The sequence below is a fragment of the Vibrio paucivorans genome (assembly GCF_054053395.1).
The window spans coordinates 2,314,384-2,336,435 of record NZ_CM133230.1; the positions used below are offsets into that span (position 1 = coordinate 2,314,384).

The following is a 22,052-nucleotide window of genomic DNA, read 5'->3' on the forward strand; positions in this document are numbered from 1 at the left end:
ATCTGGCAGTCTTTTGCTGCTCTTTCTATTCCAACGGATTCTTAGCTACGCAAAGCAGTTCGATCCAATACACGCAGTCACCCTCATAATAAACCGCTAAAGAGACTCGGTTTTGGGGTGTGTGGGTATAACAATAATTATATCAACAACCTTGCTAATTACGCTGACTTTTTTAACAATCTATTAAAACGCTATGACCTACGTAGCGTTTATGATTATTTAACCCTGCCCTATATTTGCAGCTCTCTGTTTCATAGTCATAATTGAACAATAACTGATAATTACGCGTTATGCCTTTTGAGTCATAAAAAGGCACTTTTCGGAGAATTGCTGTGCACGTAAGCCCAAATGATACTAATCAATACCGCTACATTACGTTGGCTAATGGTTTACGAACCTTGTTGGTTCACGATCCCGATGCACAGAAGTCCGCAGCTGCTCTCGCGGTCAATGTTGGGCATTTTGATGATCCAAGTGACAGAGAAGGATTGGCGCATTACTTGGAACACATGCTTTTTCTTGGCACAGAAAAGTACCCGAAGGTGGGCGAGTTTCAAAGCTTTATTAATCAACATGGTGGTAGCAACAACGCTTGGACCGGGACAGAGCATACCTGCTTCTTTTTCGATGTTTCTCCAAACGCTTTTTATAAAGCCCTAGATCGTTTTAGCCAATTCTTTACCGCGCCCCTGTTCAATGAAGAAGCGCTTGATAAAGAGCGTCAAGCCGTAGAGTCCGAATACAAACTTAAGCTCAATGACGACTCTCGACGTCTATACCAGGTTCATAAAGAACTGATTAATCAATCTCACCCATTTTCTAAATTTTCAGTCGGCAACCTCGAAACACTAGGTGACCGTGACGGGCAGTCGATTCGAAGTGAAATCGTCCAGTTTCATCAGCAGCAATATTCTGCCGATTTAATGACACTAACATTAGTCGGAGAGCAACAACTTGATGAGCTAGAGCAATGGGCTAGCGAGCACTTCTCTTCCGTGGTCAACAATCAGTTAGCAGGTAAGTCGATCGATGTAGAGTATTCTGCGCCATCCAGTACGGGTATCACTGTACATGTCGAGCCAGTCAAAGAGATCAGAAAACTCATCCTCGCATTCGCGATGCCAAGCGTCGACGACTACTACCAAACTAAACCACTCTCTTATTTAGCTAATCTACTAGGCTATGAAGGTGAAGGTAGCCTGATGCTCGCCTTGAAAGATCAAGGCTGGATAACCTCTCTGTCTGCAGGCGGTGGGGTAAGCGGCAGTAATTACCGAGAATTTACCGTTAGCTGCTCGCTCACAGAGCTAGGGCTTGAGCACACCGACACCATTATTCAAGCCGTATTCCATTATTTAGAGCTTATTAAGCAGCAGGGAATGGATGAGTGGCGATACAATGAGAAGCAAGCTGTGCTCGAGTCCGCTTTCCGTTTTCAGGAACCAACACGACCGCTAGACCTTGCCAGCCACCTTGTTATTAACATGCAACATTACGCCAGTGAAGACGTGGTATACGGCGACTACATGATGACCGAGTATGAAGAAGCGACCATTCGACGCTTCATGGATTACATGACAATTGATAATCTGCGTACAACCATCATTGCTAAACATCAGCATTCTGACCAAATCGCTAAGTGGTATTCGACTCCCTATTCGGTCGCTCCGTTTAGCCAGCAACAAATTGACATTTATCGTAGCAAAAATAATGACTTCCCATTAGCGCTGCCTCCAAAAAACCCATTTATTTGCTACGACCTCGATCCCCAGCCACTCGAATCTAACAGCGAGCTGCCAGAAGTGATTGAAGAATTAGATGGTTTTACGCTTTGGCATCTACAAGATCATCAATTCAGGGTGCCTAAAGGCGTTATTTACGTTGCCATAGACAGCCCCCATTCTGTAGCAAACCCTCGAAACATAGTGAAGACGCGCCTGTGCGTAGAAATGTTCTTAGATTCTTTAATTAAGGAAACCTATCAGGCCGAAATCGCTGGGATGGGTTACAACATGTACGCCCATCAAGGTGGTGTGACTTTAACGATTTCTGGCTTTAGTCAGAAACAACCTGAGCTGATGAAAATGATTTTGCAGCGTTTCGCTGCACGCGAATTCAACAGCCAGCGTTTCGACTCAATAAAGCAACAGTTGTTACGCAGTTGGAATAATTCTGCGCAAGATCGTCCTATATCGCAGCTGTTCAATGGTATGACCGGGATTTTACAACCCAATAACCCACCTTACCAAGACTTAATAGCGGCACTTGAAAGCATCGAGGTGAATGAACTCGCGGAGTTTGTAGAGAAGATCCTAGCTGAGTTGCACGTCGAAATGTTCGTCTATGGTGATTGGCGTAAAAAAGACGCGCTTCAGTTGGCTACGACTCTTAAGGATGCGCTGCGAGTAAGCAATCAAAGTTACGAAGAGTCGCTACGCCCGCTTGTCATGCTTGGCGAGAACGGTACCTTCCAGCGTGAAGTTCATTGCGATCAAGAAGATTCAGCGATAGTAGTCTACTACCAGTGTGAAGACATCGAGCCCAAAAGCATCGCGTTGTATTCACTGGCAAATCACCTAATGTCTGCGACGTTTTTCCACGAAATTCGTACCAAGCAGCAACTGGGTTATATGGTGGGAACTGGCAACATGCCGCTAAATCGCCACCCTGGTATTGTGCTTTATGTTCAATCTCCAAATGCCGCGCCTTCAGATTTGATCAGCTCCATCGATGAGTTTCTCAATGCCTTCTATATGGTGCTGTTAGAGCTGAACGAATACCAATGGCACAGCAGTAAGCGAGGACTGTGGAACCAGATTGCAACACCTGACTCGACGTTACGCGGTCGAGCTCAAAGGTTGTGGGTAGCAATCGGTAATAAAGACCACACTTTCGACCAGAAAGAGCGCGTTTTGGAAGAGCTAAAACAACTCAGTCGTACAGACATGATCCGTTTCGTCGTCAACCAACTTAAACCTCGGACTGCCAACCGTTTGATCATGCATACCCAAGGTAACGCACATCATGAATCGGCAGCCCTAGACCTAGGCCTAGAGATCGGTTCGATTGAAGAGTTCCAGCTCAGGCCAAAAGACGTTGACCTTGGTTAAAAACAAACACGAGAACTAGGACAAGCAGCTTGAACTAAAACATTCCGTTTAATTTAAAAATAACAAAGGGAGTCGTTGGCTCCCTTATGCTTTTCCTAAACTCAAGTGATCAAACTAGACCGTCAACTTTTAGCCTTGTTCTGATTTCACAATGCGCTTTAAGCTATGCGGATGCAGTTTGATACATATTCCCTGCCACTTAAACGCAACAGTTGGGTTATTCAGCCGCTCCCCCTCTCCTTTAGGGCTCGACAGTTTCACTTTAACTCCCTGATCCGCTAGGTGATCCCAATGGGCATCAAGTTTAGGAAACTGAGCGCGAATTTCTGCTGAAAACTCTTCAGCAGTTGTAGCTTGGCTCGGAATAACAAATTCAACATGCTCCCAGCTCTGTTCTGGGTAGGTTTTTCCAGCCGCTGGGTAAGGTAGCTCTAAGCACTCTATCGACCACTTTCCCCAATGGAGCGGCTTATCAAAGGCCATCACAATGATCGGGCGGCCATTAATCGTTGCTTGCGATATCACCTCCCCCTCTTTTTGCCACTCTTGATGCGCCAGTTTCGCCAACTCAGAATCATTAATTCTCAAAGCAATATGATCGGCTTGAAAATCGGTCAGATTAATATGCAAGAGTTCGGTTAAAGCTTGAATTTTATGCATAAAGCTATCAAGTTGAAGCTTCATCTGAGAGGGCATAAGGTTAGCGTTGAGAAGTGCTTGAGGCATTTTTGATAATCCAAAACATTGATTTTTCCGCAATACTAACAAGATTAGGGTGAAAAGTAGAAAAATTCCCAATTAACTCCCTACAAGCATGTCGATAAAGTTGGTATTATGTGCGCCAATTTATGAACAAAATTCAGATATGCATATCGCTCTATGAGTGAATAAAATGCATAGCTAACATTTCCCTAGTAATAAACAATTCCCAAGAATTGAAGGAAACGCGTGTGAATATCCAAGCACTTATTAATGACAAAGTATCTCAGGCTCTTGAAGCCGCCGGCGCACCAGCAGGAAGTCCTGCTGCAGTCCGACAATCTGCAAAGCCACAGTTTGGTGATTACCAAGCAAATGGAGTAATGGGTGTTGCTAAGAAGCTAGGTACAAATCCACGCGAGTTCGCACAAAAGGTATTGGACGTTCTAAACCTAGAAGGCATTGCAAGCAAAACTGAAATCGCTGGCCCTGGTTTTATCAACATCTTCCTTAGCGAAGAGTTCTTAGCGAAGCAAGCCGATGCTGCACTTGCAGACTCACGCCTAGGCGTGGCGAAAGAGTCTGAAAAGACTATCGTTGCGGATTACTCTGCGCCTAACGTAGCGAAAGAAATGCACGTGGGCCACCTACGTTCTACTATCATCGGTGATGCTGTTGTTCGTACCCTTGAATTCCTTGGCCATAAAGTGATTCGTGCTAACCATATTGGTGACTGGGGTACTCAATTCGGCATGCTAATCGCTAACCTTGAGCGCGTACAACAAGAGTCTGGCGAAGTTTCAATGGAGCTATCAGACCTTGAAGCGTTTTACCGCGAATCTAAGAAGCTTTACGACGAAGATGAAGAGTTCGCAGTAAAAGCACGTGGCTACGTAGTAAAACTTCAAAGTGGTGATGAATACTGCGCAGAAATGTGGAAGAAGCTTGTCGATGTCACTATGGTTCAAAACCAGCGTAACTACGACCGCCTAAACGTATCACTGACGCGTGATGATGTGATGGGTGAAAGCATGTACAACGACATGTTGCCAGGTATTGTTGCAGATCTTAAAGAAAAAGGTCTGGCACAAGAAGATGATGGCGCACAAGTTGTTTTCCTAGATGAATACAAAAATAAAGATGGCGACCCTATGGGCGTTATCATCCAAAAACGTGATGGTGGCTTCCTATACACAACCACTGATATTGCATGTGCGAAGTACCGCTACGAGCAATTTGGCGCAGACCGCGTATTGTACTTCATCGACTCTCGTCAACATCAACACCTAATGCAAGCTTGGACAATCGTTCGCAAAGCTGAGTACATCCCAGAGTCAGTCTCGCTTGAACACCATGCGTTCGGCATGATGCTAGGTAAAGATGGCAAACCATTTAAGACTCGTGCAGGTGGTACGGTTCGCCTAGCGGATCTTCTAGATGAAGCAGAAGAGCGTGCAGCTAAGTTGATCGAATCTAAGAATTCATCACTTGATGCGGAAGAGAAAGCTAAGATTGCAAACACAGTAGCAATGGCAGCGGTTAAGTACGCGGATCTATCTAAGCACCGCACTACTGACTACGTGTTCGATTGGGATAATATGCTAGCTTTTGAAGGCAACACCGCGCCTTACATGCAGTATGCATTCACTCGTGTATCTTCTATCTTCGCTAAAGCAGGCGTGTCTATGGACGAACTGCAAGGCGAAATTAAGATCACGGATGAAAAAGAGAAAGCACTTATCGCTAAACTGATGCAGTTCGAAGAAGCAGTTCAGTCTGTTGCTCGTGAAGGTCAACCACACATCATGTGTAGCTACCTATTCGAACTAGCAGGTCAGTTCTCTAGCTTCTACGAAGCTTGTCCAATCCTAGTCGCTGAGGACGAAAGCGTTAAGCAAAGCCGCTTGAAACTGGCAGCATTAACCGCGAAGACGATTAAACAAGGCCTTTCTCTACTTGGTATTGATACGCTAGAGCGTATGTAAAGTGAGTCTGGAGCGATAAAGAAAGGTTGGCGTGAGAACGTCAACCTTTTGTTTTATAGGGATATATACCCTGCACAATAAAAGAAATGGATTAGCACTATGAGTTTTGAACTGCATCCGCAATTAGCAAAAGATACCAGTGTGATTGGTGAGTTTCCGCTATCCCTTGCTTTACTGCATAAGGATAACGCGGTCCCTTGGGTTATTTTGGTACCTAAACGTACTAACCTAAAAGAGCTTCATCACCTGCCAATGAAAGAGCAGCAGCAGTTTTTGGTTGAATCTCAAGCCGTTAGCCAAGCATTGGAAGCCACCTTCCGCCCTGATAAGCTAAACCTAGGTGCTCTTGGTAACATGGTGCCTCAGCTGCACATTCACCACATAGCGCGCTTTACAGATGACGTCGCGTGGCCAGGGCCGGTTTGGGGAAATACTAACGGAATATTCCGCTCTGAAGAAGAACAACACGAAGTGCTAACGCGCATTCAGAACGTACTTTCCCTGAGCTCTCAATTCCGAAAGCTCTAACCAACAAAAGATTAAGACGAAAAAAGCCGCTGTTAAAACAGCGGCTTTTTAAGCTAAGAGCCTAGATGGCTACATTCTGACCGTAAGCGAAATCGCATCTGCGTGATTCACACAATACCTTATTCTCGTAATATGATCGGATTTATTGGTATCAACCATTTTCGAGATAACACCTTTACGAATCCATACCGACAGCATTGCATCCACGCCATCTTCACTAAGCGCAAATTTCTTCGCTAGCTCTTTTCTCGAAACAAATCCAGAGTGTTCAATGTAGCTCTTTAGCTCATTTAAGATCATGCCGTTTGTACCTCTAAGTCGGGCGCATTTTTCTTACCCGCGACTTTTAACATGCGAAGAACCACAAAGCCCGTACCAATCACTGTCACAATGCATACCGAACTATAGATAGGATGTTCAGTGAAGTGGGTCACTTGGTTGTAAAGCGTTGCAGAACCATACGCTAAGCCCATGGTCCAAGCGGCAATAAAGCGCGCATACATTTGTCCAAACTCACGAACATATGCCCCCATTGCGGCTACACAAGGAGTGTATAGCAAGATAAAGATAAGATAAGCAAATGCTGCATTACCTGAGGCAAAATACCCTTTTAAGTTACCAAAAATTGACTCATCCACTTCAGACTCTTCAGCGAAAGCAGACTTATCTGTTAAATCACCAACTTCTATTCCTAGGGGATCTGAGTAGCTTAAACCCGCTAGATTATCCGGAATCGTCATTACGGCTTCTTCTAAGCTCGCCATTAAGTCAAATTCAGCTTCTTCGCTTTCACTTGGTGCATATAGGCTGTTTAGCGTACCTACAACTGCTTCTTTAGCAAAAATACCTGAAATAATACCTACTGTCGCTGGCCAGTTATCTCCATTTACACCAATCGGTTCAAACACAGGAGTCACAACTTGAGCAGCTTTAGACAATACTGAGTTTTCACTGTCTTCATTGCCAAATGAGCCATCTGTCCCGATTGAGTTGAAGAAGCTCAAAATTGCTACGACCACAACAATCGTTTTACCGGCACCAAGTACAAATCGTTTAAGTTTCTGCCAAGTCTTGATCATCACGTTTTGCAGTGTAGGTAACTCATAATCAGGCATCTCCATGATCAGGTGTTCACTAGAGCCAGGGTAAAGCGTGCTTTTCAAGATGAGGCCAGTGAAAACCGCAGCTAGGATTCCAAGTACATACAATGCGAAAACAACATTTTGCCCACTTTCAGGAAAGAACGCGGCAGCAAACAGGGCGTATACTGGAAGGCGAGCACCACATGACATAAACGGCGCCATCGAGGCAGCGAGTTTACGCTCTCTTTCTTGATCCAATGTACGCGTTGCCATGATAGAAGGCACGTTACATCCAAAGCCGAGTACCAAAGGAACAAACGCCTTACCTGGCAAACCAATTTTTTGCATTACTTTATCCAGAACGAATGCCGCACGAGACATATAGCCTGAACTTTCTAGCACTGCTAGGAATAGATATAAGCAAGCGATCACAGGGATAAAGGTCGCGACCGTTTGAATACCACCACCAATACCGTCTGCAATTAATGTTGATAGCCAAATCGGCAAATGGTCATCTAAAAGGTAGTGCCCGCCATCCACAAATACCGCACCAAAACTGATGTCAAAGAAGTCAATAAACGCGCCACCGACGTTTATGGCGAACATAAACATCAAGTACATGACAACAAAAAAGAAAGGAACACCAACCCACTTGTTTAAAATGACATTGTCTATTTTCTCAGACAACTTGTGAGTCAGCTTGCCTTCCATACGACGAACTGCTTTACACTGTTCGTGTAGCAGCGTGTACTTGGTATCAGCTACTAATAGATCGACATCTATTCCCAGTTTATTAATTTGCGTTGACACTAATTCTCTTTCAGCTGATTTGAGTGCATTGATGACTAGTCGATCATTTTCCAACGCTCGAATTGCTAACGCACGCTCAGACGATTCTTGTCCTGCAAATAAAGGGGTAATTACTTCAAGCGCTCGTTCAAAATCTTCACCATAGTCGAGAGAGAGTTCATCAAGCGTCACCCCTTGCACAATAGTCTTATGCAATTGATCTTTGAAAGCGTTAACTTCTGCTTTTTTGTTTGCCGAAATGGCAAATACTGGGCAACCGAGCAGTTTCTGTAGTGCTTTGATATCCAATACTTGTCGGTCACGTTTCAGCGCATCCATCTTGTTGACCACCACAACCATTGGGCGGCCAAGCTCGCGCAGCTGCAAAGTCATATATAGAGAGCGCTCAAGGCACGTAGCATCTACAACATTGACGATAAGATCTGCCGGGTGAGTTAAAACCGCTCTAGAAGCAATGGACTCATCAATACTGTTCGCATCGTTGCCACTGTCTAAGGCATAGATACCAGGCAGGTCTGTTAATGAGAAGTGATCGCCAGCATGACTAAATGCACCTGTTTTCTTTTCAACCGTTACACCTGCCCAGTTACCTACTTGCTGCTTAGCGCCGGTGAGACCGTTGAATAAGGTCGTTTTCCCGCTGTTCGGATTTCCTACCGTCAGTACTGTGTAGTTCATGCTAACTTCTCCACGTTCACTGCTGCTGCAATAGCTTCGCGTAAAGCCAGCGATACCCCACGTACTTCAAATTGCATCGGGTCCCCCATTGGAGCTCGTCGAATAAAGGTTACAGAAGTATTAGGTAGAACCCCCATAACCATGAGTTTCTTTCTAACATCGCTTGCTAAGTTGTCGAATGAACGCACGACGGCGACATCTCCTGGGTTCAACTCTGATAACTTCATAAGTCCCTGCTCAAATCAAAAGTGGTAATGAGAAATATTTTTATTAACAATTGTGATTGTATCGATAAATACCCCTTCTAAATTTGTGTGAAATCAAAGTTTGCATAAATGAACACGTTGCTTTCGTAAAAATAAAGCTCGTTAAAAACGTCAATTAAACCAATAGACCCGACAATTACCTCCGCACAGACACATACTTAAACTCAATCAAATATTGTGATTATCATTCCAAAACAACAGGTTATGAATGATTTATCAAAACTGTCGCTTTTCTTATGGGAATTTGTCGTTAATTTTATAAGTAAAATAAGTCCAATATTTTATAGTTAATCACGTCGAGAGGGGCATCCCCTCAAAACAGAATTCCAGAGGTGATATAGCAATGCTATATCACTCCGGCAGCAAGCGAAGGTGTCATTGGCACCCGTGGTATAGTCCCCCCGGCTATACCACGATATTTTTTTTCTTATTCCCCACCCATCTAAGTAATCTCTCAATCACACCCTGTACAACCAAATTGAACTTTACTCTCTGCGTTTATCGAAACGTTGCCTTGTTTCCATTTAAATCTGTACTTGCCAAATACAAATAGCCAGGTTTGCCATACAACGAGTGGTTGCTAGCACATCGAATGTTTAGCAGGTTCTAGCGAGCTATTATGTGTAAAGCTGTGAGTCGTTGTCGCATCCGCAAACAATGTACCTAAAGCGGCACAGACATCATTAGGGTATTCGGATATGAACAAGCCCAAGATAAAAAGAGCGCGATAATCGTGCCCTTTTGGAAAGCAAGTAAATAAGAGAAGCGCTTTAGGACAAAGCGCTAGCATAAAGTAGGGTTCAATCTGCCTCGTATGTTTCGATGAACTGAGTAGGCGGCACGCCAAAATGATGCTTAAAACGCTGGCTGAAATAGGATGGATCATTAAAGCCACAATCAAAAGCAACATCAGAGACTTTTCCACCATTGAGAAGCTTTTGGCATGCGCGCTCTAAGCGAACTTCATTAAGGTACTCTTTGAACGTTTTTTCGGTTGCCGACTTAAATCTACGCTGAAGACTGCGTTCCGACATAAATAGAAGCTTAGCAGCACTCGCCGTTCCAAAGTCAGGATCAGAATAATGATTAGAGACTAACCCTTCGACTTTCTGTAGCCACTCTTGTTCTGGTCCAATTGTACTTTGCTGAGCCTCTAAAGGCGCTGTAGTAGGCTCATGCTGATTGCCAGTTTCTAACTCGGTACGCTTCCAACTGAGTTCGATCAGATTGCGCTCTTGTGAAATATAAGTATTGAAACTGCCATCATTTAGCTGTACTAGCTCAGCTAAATTGACAGAACTAACTTCATCTTCATTTACACTAGGAGACTCACCAAAAGGTTTTCCACCATCAATCAGCTTTAGAACGGCTCGGCCATCTTTACTTGTCAGTTCAAGTCTAACAATCTGAGACTTGAAACAGCGTTTCAAAGCACTATCAAACAAGGTATTAAGCACTACATCCAAATTGAAATTCATCAATTCGATATGTATATCATCCTGCTCTGAGAAAAATTCAAGTTCAATATCTGCTTTAGCAAACTCATTCCTCCACCCATCAATAATGGTTTGAATTAGTACCGGTAGATTATGAATTTGCTTGGTTCCCGTGCCATCACTTTTAACATCACGAAGAATGTTAAGCTCGCTAGAGACTTGGGTAAGCGCAGAGCTCTCTACCATTCCATGCTTCATTGCGGCAGATTGGAGCAAAGAAGTGATTTTAGACTGAATCGAACCAACAAACTGATCATAAATGAGCTGTCTGATTTCAAGCTGCTTGCGAAGCTGCTGGTTATTGGTCAGCAAAATGCGACTTTGATGCCTAAGCTGGTTAGTTTTCAACGCGACCTGCGCCTTTAACATTTTGTTCGTGGCAACAATAATCCTTGATCGCCAAATAATAACGATTGCAATGAACAGCAGCACAACCATCACCATGACAGATACAGCGAGATTTGTTAAATACCAAGGTTCCTTTACGGTAAAACTTTGTTCTATTGTTTCAAAATCTAAGTTCAACAAAGAGGCACGCTTGACTCTAATGGTGTAGTCCCCGGGCAATAGGTGGTCTAACGTTAATTGGCGGCCTTCTAGCTCAGTCCAACGGTCATCACCTTCCACTTGGTACAGTAGTTTTTGAGTATTGCTCTCGGGCAGTATTCCCAACAAAAAACTGATCGAATCCCCGTAACTCAATACGATATTCTCAGCAGGCTTATTACCCGTGGAAAGTACCTGATGGTTGACGCTTATTTGGCTAAATAAAGTCTGCTGCTCAGGAAGAGGATCCACTAACAATTCGTCAGCATTTACTTTAATTAACCCCTTCCTTACCCCCAAAATCAGTTCGTTCGCCCCATCGAAAGAGCGGTCACACAGGCCGGCAACAAATTCGTTGTTCAGAAGACCAAACGGCTCGCCAAAGTGTTTTCTTAGATGACCGGATTCGTTGTAATGGGAAAGCCCAGTGGAAGAGGTAAGCCAAATGCCGCTGTCATCATGAAGTAAACAGCGTGGGCTCAAGTTCTGCTCGTTAAGCTCAATCGCTTGTATCGCATCCCGATTGTTTTCAAAGCGATAAACACCATAAGCACCTGCGACCCAAACACCACTGCGGCTAGAAAGAATATCGATAACTTGGCCAAAGTTGTGGCTTTCGCGTACAAACCTAACTTCGCGATCTTTCAGCTGATAAACGCCATGGTCGGTGCCGATTAGCAATCCATGCTCTTCGCTTGAACGCAGTTTCGTCACCTTGGCAGGAAGATACTTATCAATCAGCCACGCTTCACCATAATCTTTAAAGGCATTGGTTTTAGGGTCAAACGACCAAAGCTGCTCACCCTTGGTTCCCCATAGTACCCCATCAGCACTGATTTCTATTTGCTCTACCGGTTGGGTCCTTATTGCTTTAGGTAGGTGTCCACCAATGACTTTACCTGTCAACGCGTCTAGGCAGACAATGCCAATATCCGTCGCAAGCCACAATATTCCGTCTCTCATGACTAAATCATGGACCTGTCGTCTATAAACAACCTTTTTAGTTGGACGTTGACCTAAAGTAACTTGATAGAGAGCTCGGTTACTAACTAACCAATACCCTTCTTGCTGCTCATTTTTTAGAATTTTGGTGATGGATTCATTGCTCGCAACGGAAGTAAGAAGATGATTGGGAATACGCTGAAACTTCTTACTATACAGTGAGTAATATCGAATGCCTCGGTCAGTAGCAATCCATACCCCCCCCACTCCATCATTGATTAGCGAATAGACCTTTCTCCCTTTGAGCGAAAAGTCATTCACATTATTGCTTTGCAGTTCAGTCAGTTCGCCGCTCAGAAACGAATATACGAACAAGCCTCTTTCGGTGCCTACCCAATATTCGGATTCTGTTTCTGTAAACGAAAGAACGTGACCTTTACCAATAAGTTCAATCGGCTTGTCTGGCTGTGCGAGATCAATAATGATCATCCCTTTCAGTGTTCCAACCAATATTTCTCTTCTGGCTTTGGAGAAGTACAGTTTCTCTACGAAATGTTTGTTGGAAAGCCCAATATGGCTAAACGTCGAGTTATCAGACAAATAAACGCCTGAGTTGGTCGCCAATACCCATTTAGACAACACTCTCTGTGCATCATTGATAGTCACATGGCTCGACTGATTGTATTGATAAAGCTCCATCAAGGAGTACGACTTAAAGTCTCTCGTATCAACTTGATAGGTATAAAAATATTTGTCATCTGTAACCCAAATATACCGGCCAGAACTTCCTATTTTTTGGATGCTGCTGCCTGGGGTTAAGCTAAAAATGAGCTCGCGCTCTTGGTTTGGATAAGTACGATAAATTTCGTTGTCGACAAATGACCAAAACGCGTTATTGAGAAAAGCCAGTTGCTCGTTAGTGTTGTCGAGCACAGAACCGGTTCTTGGTAGGATATTTTGCCCGTCAAAAAACACTAAACGGCCATGGACATCATGAATCCAGATCCCTCCTTGATCGCCTAAATAGAGGTTTTTAGACGCAAAAACCTTCCCTTCCGCTTGGGTGGGTAACGGGTATAAGACTGTAGAAGACGTATCTTCAGCAATGCTCGCGACTGAAAACAGAAGCGAGCACAGCAAGAGAATCGTTCGGAAAAGCAAACCAAGTCCTTTTAGCAACAATGCATATCAAGCCATCGCGCCAACCGACATCACTTGCCTTCCCATTCTGAGGAGAAGTACAAATACTAAGTATCGTTATCGTACATTATTTTGCGGCGCTAATTATCCCAATTCTATATCAATCGCTTGATAATGAAAGTGTTATAGAGCACCGGTTCTACAAAATCTCCCTCAGGTCAAAGAATTTTCTTGATTACTTACTCAGGCAATCGGAGAAATCTGACGCCATCGAGGTTAAGAACGTAAAGTAGCTACCAGACTGTACTGGGATTTCTGAACCGATCGGGTCTAAAACACCCACATCAACAGAACTTCCACGTGTAACAGATTCGATAACTGCCGGAGTAAACTGTGGCTCAGAAAACACACATTTTACTTCATCATTTTTTAAAGCTGTTCGGATGGAAATTAGCGTTTTAGCACCCGGTTTTCGCTCAGGAGAGACCGTGAAGTAACCAAGATGGTTCAAGCCATAGTCAGACTCAAAGTAACCGTAAGCATCATGGAAAACGTAGTACCCTTGCTCTTTTATTGGGAATAATTGGGTGTCGATGTCTTTCTTCACTTTGGCCATTTCAGCTAAGAAGGCCGCGAGGTTCGCTTCGTAGGTAGCCTTATTTTCTGGATCAATGTTCGCAAGTTTTGCAGCAATAGCTTGCGCGACTTGTACCGTGGTCTCGTTACCTAACCAGAAATGAGGGTCGTGGCTACCATGGTCGTGGCCTTCATGAGCATGTGCCCCACCCGCATATTCTCTTAGCTTAAGGTTTGGGATATCACTCAAAGTTAGAACTTTCGGCTGGGATTCCAATACCTTCTCAAGAAACGGCTCAAGGTCATGGCCATACCAAATCACCAAATCCGCTTGTCGGACACGCTTCACATCCGAAGGTTTTAGCGCATAGTCGTGTGGAGAAGTGTTATTACTAAGGAGTACCTCTGGCTCAGCTACTCCTTCGGTTAATTCGTAGGTAATCATTTGTATTGGTTTAATACTGGTCAAGACAGTTTTTGCCCACGTAACAGTTGGAGCAATGGCTAGCGGTAACAATAGTAGTGGTAGTAATTTCTTCATGAGCTTATGAGTTGAGGCTGTGGCTTTAATTGGGAACTAATGTTACATTATAACATTAGTTATTTGCAAATGAGTTCCATTCATGTCTTCTTTAGTCGAGCTGCATAATATCCAAGTGCGCTTTGGGCAAAAAAACGTCCTTGATAATGTCAGTCTTAGTCTAGAAAAAGGGAAAATCACGACCCTTATTGGGCCTAACGGAGCAGGCAAGTCGACCCTTGTCAAAGTTTTACTCGGATTACAAAATGTTCATTCTGGTCACATATCTAAGCCCGCTAAATTACGGATTGGCTATGTACCACAAAAGCTAAAGCTCAATGACTCACTTCCACTTGATGTAAAACGGTTTCTTAAACTTGCTGGTCGTTTCAGCGATCAAGAGCTACTCGATGCACTCAAACTCGTCGGTGCTGAGCATTTGATTCGCAACAACATGCATCAATTGTCAGGAGGTGAAAACCAACGTGTTTTACTTGCTAGAGCATTGCTACAAAGACCAGACTTACTTGTATTGGATGAACCTGCTCAAGGAGTTGACGTTCAAGGACAAATTGACCTCTACGAATTAATTGACAATATTCGCCATCGATTTGGGTGTGCTGTATTTATGGTCTCACACGATTTGCATTTGGTCATGGCAAAAACTGACGACGTCATTTGTTTGCACCACCATGTGTGCTGTTCAGGTGCGCCGGCAAGTATTGCGAAACACCCAAAATACATTGCCCTATTCGGCAGCGCTGAGCGCGAAAGTTTGGCTTTTTACCACCATGAGCACAGCCATCACCACCACGATTTGGCAGGTCAGCCAGTAAAAGGTGACGCAGCCGGCTGTGCTAACCACCAACACGGTCACACCCATGATTGAGTTTTTATTGCCTTCAATACTTGCAGGCCTAGGCATTGCGCTTATCGCCGGCCCATTGGGCTCTTTTGTCGTATGGCGACGAATGGCCTATTTCGGCGACACTCTGGCACATGCATCGCTTATGGGCTTAGCGCTCGGCTTTCTATTCGATATTAATATCTACTTCGCACTGCTGATATGTAGTATGTCTTTAGCCGTTGTGTTGGTGACATTGCAAAAGCAGAAGCTCGTGGCTACCGATACATTGCTTGGTATTCTCGCGCATAGCGCATTGTCGTTAGGCTTAGTCGCAGTGAGCTTCTTGGATAATGTTCGCGTCGATCTAATGAGCTACCTGTTTGGTGATCTACTCGCTGTCTCACCTTCGGATTTAATGGTTATCTATGCTGGCGTCGTCGCTGTTGCCGCGACACTATTTATTTTTTGGCGACCGCTGCTATCTACTACGGTTAATGAAGATTTAGCGTCAGTTGAAGGACACAATGTTGACTTGATGCGTCTCGTCTTAATGCTGATGGTTGGCTTGGTGATAGCAGTTGGCATGAAGTTTGTGGGCGCGTTGATCATGACATCGCTATTGATCATTCCTGCTGCGACAGCTCGTAGATTTGCTCGAACACCAGAACAGATGGCGCTCATAGCCTCAATGCTTGGCGTAGTGAGTGTCTTATGTGGCCTTTCATTATCTTGGCATTTCGATACACCTGCTGGGCCATCTGTCGTTATTAGCGCGACGTTCTTATTTGTCCTTAGCCAAGCAGCTAAGATCCGTCATTAAGAAAATGATTCGCCAGTAGCAAAGTGTCGTTTTTTACAACGTTAGTTTACACATAAAAAGAAAGGCTTCCATTTGGAAGCCCTTTTTTTATGCATTAAGCCCCTTCGTTATGAAGGTCGATGTTTGCGAGCTCTTGCAAAATCTCGGCTTGAATCTTTGCATCGTCACTTCTTAGTGACTCAAGGTAATCTAAATACTCTTGATTAATATCACCCGTAACGTATTCACCGCTAAATACAGACGTTTCAAACTGAGCAATATCACGATTACCTAAGCCTACTGCATCCACAAGGTCTTCCAAGCTTTGGAAGATTAACTCATCAGCGCCGATTTGCTTACAGATTGCATCATTATCACGACCATGAGCAATAAGTTCGTTGGCGGTCGGCATATCAATACCGTATACGTTCGGGAAACGAATTTCAGGTGCGGCTGATACCATAAAGACTTGTTTCGCACCTGAGTCACGAGCCATTTCAATGATTTGCTCAGATGTTGTACCGCGCACAATTGAATCATCAACTAGCAGGACATTCTTGCCTTTAAATTCAGAGCGAATTGCGTTGAGCTTGCGACGCACTGATTTCTTGCGTTGCTGCTGACCCGGCATAATAAAAGTACGGCCAACATAGCGGTTCTTAACAAAACCTTGGCGGTATGGCTTATCGATCGCTTGTGCGATTTGAAGTGCAATATCGCACGACGTTTCTGGAATTGGGATAACCACATCAATATCGAGGTGCGCATACTCTTCTTTAATACGCTGACCTAGTTTTTTACCCATTTCTACTCGAGCACTGTACACCGAAATTTTATCGATAAACGAGTCAGGTCGAGCAAAGTAGACAAATTCGAAGATACAAGGGTTAAGCGTCGGGTTGTCAGCACACTGCTGTGTGTGTAGTTCACCGTCAAATGTCGCATAGATAGCTTCACCTGGCGCTACGTCACGTACAAAGTCAAAACCTACCGCATCCAATGCAACAGATTCAGACGCTACCATGTACTCTACGCGCCCTTCTACTTCTCGTTTACCCAAGCAAAGTGGTCGAATACCATTTGGGTCACGAAATGCAATCAAGCCATGTCCGATGATCATCGCAACCACAGCGTACGCGCCACGAATAGTACGATGAACATTTGTCACTGCACGAAAGACATCTTCAGAAGTAACATTTCCTTTCACCATGTCAATTTCATGAGCCAATACGTTCAGCAGTACTTCTGAGTCAGAAGTAGTATTGATATGACGACGGTCTTTCTCGCAAATTTTGTCACGCACTTTGTGCGCATTGGTTAAGTTACCGTTGTGAGCGAGTGTAATACCAAAAGGAGAGTTAACATAGAATGGTTGAGCTTCTGAAGCACTTGAACTACCTGCTGTTGGGTAGCGAACATGGCCGATACCAACGTTGCCCTGTAGGCGCTGCATGTGTTTTGCTTCAAAAACATCTTTCACTAAACCGTTCGCCTTACGCAGACGAAAACGATTGCTTTCTATGGTACAAATACCAGCGGCATCTTGGCCACGATGCTGTAATACCGTTAACGCGTCATAAATTGACTGGTTTACAGGCGTTGTACCCACGATTCCAACAATACCACACATGTCTTAACCCTCGATTGCGACAATGACTGGCGCTAAAGCGCGCCAGATAAGAAACTTGATGTTGCTTGTATATGTTCAAAGAACGGTTCGATGATTCGCTTAAATTCAGGCACTAACACTGAAGTTTTAAACCATTCAGAGTTATTAGCTGTCGTAAAGACATCCATAAAAAACAGAGCGGCGGAAACAATCAAAACACCTCTTAATGCACCGAATACGATGCCTAAGATGCGATCCGTTCCAGACAGCCCCGTTTTTTCCACCAGCTGGCCAATCACGTAATTCACCAATGCCCCTACAATAAGGGTAGAAACAAATAGTGCCGCAATAGCCGTTCCGTTGCGGAACATGTCATCTTCGATATTGGTGAAGTACACTGCGAGTTTCGCGTAATACTGACTGGCGATAAAAAACGCGCCAAACCAAATAACTAATGACAAAGCTTCTTTAGCGAAACCTCGAACTAAACTGATCAAAGCTGATAGCCCGATCACACCTAAAATGACAAAATCTAACCAATTCATGAGTTCTTACATCTTAAGTTGGCGCGCATTTTAACAGAAAAAATAGCGACGCAAACGTTTTCTTATGGATTTAGTGGTTTAAATTTAAGCAAACGACCTTTTGAACCGGTTATTTTTTCCAATTCAATTATCTGACGCTCAAGTTTACTTTTTGATACATCTGGACCAACAATGACTCGAGTAAATGAGTTTTCTTGCTTAGTATGAGCTTGATAACCACGCTTCTGTAAATCTTTAACAAGGTTTGCTGCATTGTCAGCATTTTTCAATGCCATCAACTGAATGATCCAAGCACTGTCTTGATATTCATTCTTCTCCGCAACAGTTTTTACTTCTACCGGTAAAGGCTCTTTATTCGCTGTTTCGACTTGAGCTGCTAAGACTTCTTCAGTCACAGAAACGGGTGACTCAGGTAAGGCTACTTGATCTTCAATGGGATCGAGCATTTCAAACGTTTCTACTTCACCATCAAGTTCGGGTTTAATTGGAATACTCGCGATCTCTTCTTTGTAATGAAGCTTCTTTCCATCAAGTAGATCAGGAAGGACGATAACACCAATGGCAACCAAAATAATGGTGCCGACTAATCGGCTTTGGAACTTACTTGCCATTTATTCTCCTTTTTTCTGCCAGTGTTCTAAGACTTCACCAACAGTATGAAATGAACCAACAACCAGTATCACATCTTCTCTATTTGCTGATGTCAGCGCGGCTTCAAATGCAGCAACTGGCGATTCGTATGAGGTAACAGGACTATCGATGTACTGGCAAAGTTCAGAAGCTGTTGCAGCTCTAGGGCCAGTGAGAGAGGCTGGATACCAATCTCCGCTGATAGTTGCGAGTACATTAAGCGTAGCTTCGATATCTTTATCATGAAGCATCGCAACGACGACATGTACTTTACGCCCCGAAAATTGTTTATTCACTTGCTCGACTAGATACTGCGCCGAATGAGGGTTATGTGCAACGTCCAAAAGAATCGTTGGCGCATCCGCTAGTATCTGCATTCTTCCAGGCAATGCGGCTTGCCTTAGGCCATTCACTATATTGACATCACTTAAGTCAAGCTCAGCACACCCCAGCGCCATTAGGGCGGTTGCGGCATTTTGCAAAGGCAAACTAGGCACAGGTAAATCATCTAGGCTAAAGGCGCCACTAGACCACTTCCAAGAGTCTTCTCCAGTAAGGCTGTACTCGTATTGAATGCCTACTTGATGAAACTCAGAGCCAATGTCATCAGCATGCGCAGCAACGGTTGCTGGAGGCTTAGGCTGACCACAAATAGCGGGCTTACCTGGGCGATAGATACCCGCTTTCTCAAACCCAATCACGTTTATGTCGTCACCTAACCAATCAACGTGGTCGACCGCTAAACTAGTGATGACCGACACGTCATGGTCAACGACGTTAGTTGCGTCTAACCGCCCGCCTAGCCCAACTTCGAGCAGAACTATCTCAACTTGTTCAGTTTGAAATAAACGAAGTGCAGCCAGTGTCGCGTACTCAAAAAAGCTCAGGCTGATATCGCCACGTTGCTTTTCAATATAGTCAAAGGCTTGGGTATGCTTATCATCACTGAGCTCATATCCATTGATACGAACACGTTCGTTGTAACGAATTAGGTGCGGAGAGCTATAAACGCCCACTGAGTATCCAGCATCAAGTAGAATAGCTTCCATCAGGGCGCAGGTTGAACCTTTACCATTGGTGCCAGCTACAGTGATGACTTTTGGAGCGGGTTTGGTGAGGTTGGCTTTCTTAGCGACCGCGTCTACACGCTCAAGGCCAAGGTCGATTGCCGAAGTATGGATGTTTGTTAAATAATCAAGCCACATCGTAAGAGGAGATGTGGCTTGAGGAATAGGGTTTTGACTCATCTAACTTTAACCGATAATTAAGGTCTGTTGTTAGTGTCTACTTTACCCTTTTTCGCCTGCTTCTGGTACTTGATATGCAGGTTCATTTGGTGAATCGTTCACAGAAACTACCATTGGCGATTCTTTACGAGTCATCTTGGCAATAAGGCTACCCACACGTTGGCGCATCTCACGACGATCAACAATCATATCGATAGCACCGTGTTCTAGTAAGAATTCACTACGCTGGAAACCTTCTGGCAGATCTTCACGTACCGTTTGCTCAATAACACGACGACCAGCAAAGCCAATCAGCGCTTTAGGTTCACCAATATTTACGTCACCTAGCATTGCTAAACTCGCGGAAACACCGCCCATTGTCGGATCTGTCATCACTGAGATAAACGGCAAGCCTTTGTTAGACAGACGCTCAAGAGCAGCACTGGTTTTCGCCATTTGCATTAGAGACATTAATGCTTCTTGCATACGAGCACCGCCACTTGCGCTGAAACACACAAGGCCACAGTTATTTTCGATTGCAGCTTCGACTGCACGTACGAAACGAGCACCTACAACAGAACCCATTGAACCGCCCATGAAAGAAAACTCAAATGCACAAGCCACTAGAGGCATGCCTAGAAGTTCACCTTTCATTACGATCAATGCGTCTTTCTCGCCACTGCTCTTCTGAGCAGCTGAAATACGGTCTTTGTATTTCTTGGAATCTTTGAACTTTAGCTTATCTTGAGGCTCAAGGTCGTTTGCGATTTCTTCACGGTTATTTTCGTCAAGGAAAGTTTCAAGACGACGACGAGCTTTCATGCGCATGTGATGATCACACTTAGGGCACACTTCTAAATTTCTTTCTAGTTCCGCGTGGTATAGCACCTGCTCACAAGAGGTACATTTTGTCCAAACACCTTCAGGGATTGATGCTTTGCGTGAACTTACGATGTTGCTTTTTTCTAAAATCTTTTCAAGCCAACTCATGGAAGACCTTTCTCTCTACTCCCCCGCTTTATTGCGAGAGATACAAATTCGGAATTTATGCGTGATGGATTAAAGCATATAAAATGCCAACTGTAGACAAAAAACTGGTTGTACCTATTTCCTGTATGGATATCTCACGCACAAGCTAATGAAACCAGCGCATATTTTCGCCACTTAGTTTAATTCATCGGGGAAAAACAGCGGCCCAATTGGTACCCTTGGTAATTCAAAACTACTTGGGTAATCTACATCAACAAGATAGAGCCCTTCAGCCTTGGCCGTTGCCCCCGCAAGCTTTCTATCTTTTTCAGCCAATAGCCATTTGATCCATTCTGGAGATTGTTCTCCACGCCCTACGGCGATCAAGCTACCGGTAATATTTCGGACCATATGGTGAACAAAAGCGTTAGCCTTGATATCGATAACAACGTAATCGCCGTGACGGCTCACGTTTAAGTGCATAATATTACGCCAAGGGCTACGTGACTGGCAATGAACGGCTCTAAAGGACGTGAAGTCATTCTCACCTAAAAGGTACTGCCCTGCTTGATGCATTTTTTCGACATCAAGGTCTCCATGATAATGACTCACCCCCGATGACAGGATCCCCGGACGATAAGCGTGATTATATATCACGTAGCGATAGCGCCTTGCTGTGGCTGTAAATCGTGCATGAAAGTCTTCAGGTACTTCTTTTGCCCAGCGAACAGCAATATCACGTGGCATATTTGCATTGACTCCCATAGTCCACGCTGCCACTTTTCGCATTGATGTGGTATCAAAGTGGACAACTTGCCCTGTCCCATGAACACCCGCATCCGTACGCCCAGCGCATTGAACTTCGACCGGATGGTTCGCAACAATACTTAAAGATTTCTCCAGTTCTTCCTGAACACTTTTGACATCTCTTTGACGCTGCCAGCCATAATACTTTGTGCCGTCATATTCGATACCTAGGGCAATTCTCATGTTCGCTTTACTCTTGAAATTGGGGCGAGCAGTATAATAGGAATTGTTACTGATTTCTA

17 protein-coding genes are annotated in these 22,052 nt (G+C 44.2%); 5 read left to right on the forward strand and 12 right to left on the reverse strand.

Going from position 1 to position 22,052, the window contains the following annotated elements; genetic code table 11:
- The first annotated feature begins 332 nt into the window (after positions 1-332).
- A complete protein-coding gene (locus ACXABW_RS10515) occupies positions 333-3,110 on the forward strand; it encodes an insulinase family protein (protein WP_457522620.1) in 2,778 nt (925 codons plus the stop codon).
- Between the two features lie 129 nt (positions 3,111-3,239).
- On the opposite strand, the gene ACXABW_RS10520 is transcribed toward ACXABW_RS10515, so the two are convergent.
- Complete coding sequence (locus ACXABW_RS10520) at positions 3,240-3,836, reverse strand: VOC family protein (RefSeq protein WP_265686759.1); 597 nt, start codon at positions 3,834-3,836, stop codon at positions 3,240-3,242.
- A 224-nt stretch (positions 3,837-4,060) separates the two neighbouring features.
- On the opposite strand from ACXABW_RS10520, the gene argS reads away from it, so the two are divergent.
- Complete coding sequence (gene argS, locus ACXABW_RS10525) at positions 4,061-5,794, forward strand: arginine--tRNA ligase (RefSeq protein ID WP_252027676.1); 1,734 nt, start codon at positions 4,061-4,063, stop codon at positions 5,792-5,794.
- A 99-nt stretch (positions 5,795-5,893) separates the two neighbouring features.
- The gene (locus tag ACXABW_RS10530; RefSeq protein ID WP_457522621.1) at positions 5,894-6,322 is read left to right on the forward strand and encodes an HIT family protein; all 429 of its coding nucleotides are present in this window, start codon (positions 5,894-5,896) and stop codon (positions 6,320-6,322) included.
- A gap of 69 nt (positions 6,323-6,391) precedes the next feature.
- Here ACXABW_RS10530 and ACXABW_RS10535 read toward each other — a convergent pair whose 3' ends face one another.
- The 5 genes from ACXABW_RS10535 to znuA all read right to left on the reverse strand — a co-directional run bounded on the left by ACXABW_RS10535 (position 6,392) and on the right by znuA (position 14,399).
- The gene (locus tag ACXABW_RS10535) at positions 6,392-6,622 is read right to left on the reverse strand and encodes a FeoC-like transcriptional regulator (RefSeq protein ID WP_265686762.1); all 231 of its coding nucleotides are present in this window, start codon (positions 6,620-6,622) and stop codon (positions 6,392-6,394) included.
- Positions 6,619-8,892, reverse strand: a complete 2,274-nt coding sequence (gene feoB, locus ACXABW_RS10540) for a Fe(2+) transporter permease subunit FeoB (RefSeq protein ID WP_457522622.1) — start codon at positions 8,890-8,892, stop codon at positions 6,619-6,621. The genes ACXABW_RS10535 and feoB overlap by 4 nt, the downstream gene beginning before the upstream one ends.
- Positions 8,889-9,119, reverse strand: a complete 231-nt coding sequence (locus ACXABW_RS10545) for a FeoA family protein (RefSeq protein WP_457522623.1) — start codon at positions 9,117-9,119, stop codon at positions 8,889-8,891. Before ACXABW_RS10545 ends, feoB begins: the two co-directional genes overlap by 4 nt.
- 839 nt (positions 9,120-9,958) lie before the next feature.
- Complete coding sequence (locus ACXABW_RS10550) at positions 9,959-13,303, reverse strand: helix-turn-helix domain-containing protein (protein WP_457522625.1); 3,345 nt, start codon at positions 13,301-13,303, stop codon at positions 9,959-9,961.
- Positions 13,304-13,517: 214 nt separating this feature from the next.
- The gene (gene znuA / locus ACXABW_RS10555; RefSeq protein ID WP_457522627.1) at positions 13,518-14,399 is read right to left on the reverse strand and encodes a zinc ABC transporter substrate-binding protein ZnuA; all 882 of its coding nucleotides are present in this window, start codon (positions 14,397-14,399) and stop codon (positions 13,518-13,520) included.
- A gap of 82 nt (positions 14,400-14,481) precedes the next feature.
- Between znuA and znuC the strand changes: the two genes are divergently transcribed.
- A complete protein-coding gene (znuC, locus tag ACXABW_RS10560) occupies positions 14,482-15,267 on the forward strand; it encodes a zinc ABC transporter ATP-binding protein ZnuC (RefSeq protein ID WP_265686767.1) in 786 nt (261 codons plus the stop codon).
- Positions 15,260-16,045 (forward strand): zinc ABC transporter permease subunit ZnuB, encoded by a 786-nt coding sequence (znuB, locus tag ACXABW_RS10565; RefSeq protein WP_457522629.1) that lies wholly within the window; start codon positions 15,260-15,262, stop codon positions 16,043-16,045. Before znuC ends, znuB begins: the two co-directional genes overlap by 8 nt.
- A gap of 94 nt (positions 16,046-16,139) precedes the next feature.
- On the opposite strand, the gene purF is transcribed toward znuB, so the two are convergent.
- The 6 genes from purF to truA form a co-directional block, all read right to left on the reverse strand.
- Entirely contained in the window at positions 16,140-17,654 is a 1,515-nt protein-coding gene (purF, locus tag ACXABW_RS10570) for an amidophosphoribosyltransferase (RefSeq protein WP_265686769.1), read from the reverse strand.
- Positions 17,655-17,686: 32 nt separating this feature from the next.
- The gene (locus ACXABW_RS10575; protein WP_252027686.1) at positions 17,687-18,178 is read right to left on the reverse strand and encodes a CvpA family protein; all 492 of its coding nucleotides are present in this window, start codon (positions 18,176-18,178) and stop codon (positions 17,687-17,689) included.
- Positions 18,179-18,240: 62 nt separating this feature from the next.
- Positions 18,241-18,789, reverse strand: coding sequence for an SPOR domain-containing protein (locus ACXABW_RS10580; protein WP_457522631.1), 549 nt, complete (start codon positions 18,787-18,789; stop codon positions 18,241-18,243).
- Positions 18,790-20,055 (reverse strand): bifunctional tetrahydrofolate synthase/dihydrofolate synthase, encoded by a 1,266-nt coding sequence (gene folC, locus ACXABW_RS10585; protein WP_457522632.1) that lies wholly within the window; start codon positions 20,053-20,055, stop codon positions 18,790-18,792.
- A gap of 42 nt (positions 20,056-20,097) precedes the next feature.
- On the reverse strand, positions 20,098-21,024 hold the full coding sequence (gene accD / locus ACXABW_RS10590; RefSeq protein ID WP_252027689.1) for an acetyl-CoA carboxylase, carboxyltransferase subunit beta: 927 nt from the start codon (positions 21,022-21,024) through the stop codon (positions 20,098-20,100).
- Positions 21,025-21,198: 174 nt separating this feature from the next.
- Positions 21,199-21,993: a tRNA pseudouridine(38-40) synthase TruA gene (gene truA / locus ACXABW_RS10595; protein WP_457522633.1), complete on the reverse strand. Its 795-nt coding sequence runs from the start codon at positions 21,991-21,993 to the stop codon at positions 21,199-21,201.
- Positions 21,994-22,052: the final 59 nt, after the last annotated feature.

Coding starts and splice junctions, on each gene's coding strand:
- ACXABW_RS10520 (WP_265686759.1), bottom strand. CDS start 3,836: ATGCCTCAAGCACTTCTCAACGCTAACCTTATGCCCTCTCAGATGAAG.
- ACXABW_RS10530 (WP_457522621.1), top strand. CDS start 5,894: ATGAGTTTTGAACTGCATCCGCAATTAGCAAAAGATACCAGTGTGATT.
- ACXABW_RS10535 (WP_265686762.1), bottom strand. CDS start 6,622: ATGATCTTAAATGAGCTAAAGAGCTACATTGAACACTCTGGATTTGTT.
- feoB (WP_457522622.1), bottom strand. CDS start 8,892: ATGAACTACACAGTACTGACGGTAGGAAATCCGAACAGCGGGAAAACG.
- ACXABW_RS10545 (WP_457522623.1), bottom strand. CDS start 9,119: ATGAAGTTATCAGAGTTGAACCCAGGAGATGTCGCCGTCGTGCGTTCA.
- znuA (WP_457522627.1), bottom strand. CDS start 14,399: ATGAAGAAATTACTACCACTACTATTGTTACCGCTAGCCATTGCTCCA.
- znuC (WP_265686767.1), top strand. CDS start 14,482: ATGTCTTCTTTAGTCGAGCTGCATAATATCCAAGTGCGCTTTGGGCAA.
- znuB (WP_457522629.1), top strand. CDS start 15,260: ATGATTGAGTTTTTATTGCCTTCAATACTTGCAGGCCTAGGCATTGCG.
- purF (WP_265686769.1), bottom strand. CDS start 17,654: ATGTGTGGTATTGTTGGAATCGTGGGTACAACGCCTGTAAACCAGTCA.
- ACXABW_RS10575 (WP_252027686.1), bottom strand. CDS start 18,178: ATGAATTGGTTAGATTTTGTCATTTTAGGTGTGATCGGGCTATCAGCT.
- ACXABW_RS10580 (WP_457522631.1), bottom strand. CDS start 18,789: ATGGCAAGTAAGTTCCAAAGCCGATTAGTCGGCACCATTATTTTGGTT.
- folC (WP_457522632.1), bottom strand. CDS start 20,055: ATGAGTCAAAACCCTATTCCTCAAGCCACATCTCCTCTTACGATGTGG.
- accD (WP_252027689.1), bottom strand. CDS start 21,024: ATGAGTTGGCTTGAAAAGATTTTAGAAAAAAGCAACATCGTAAGTTCA.
- truA (WP_457522633.1), bottom strand. CDS start 21,993: ATGAGAATTGCCCTAGGTATCGAATATGACGGCACAAAGTATTATGGC.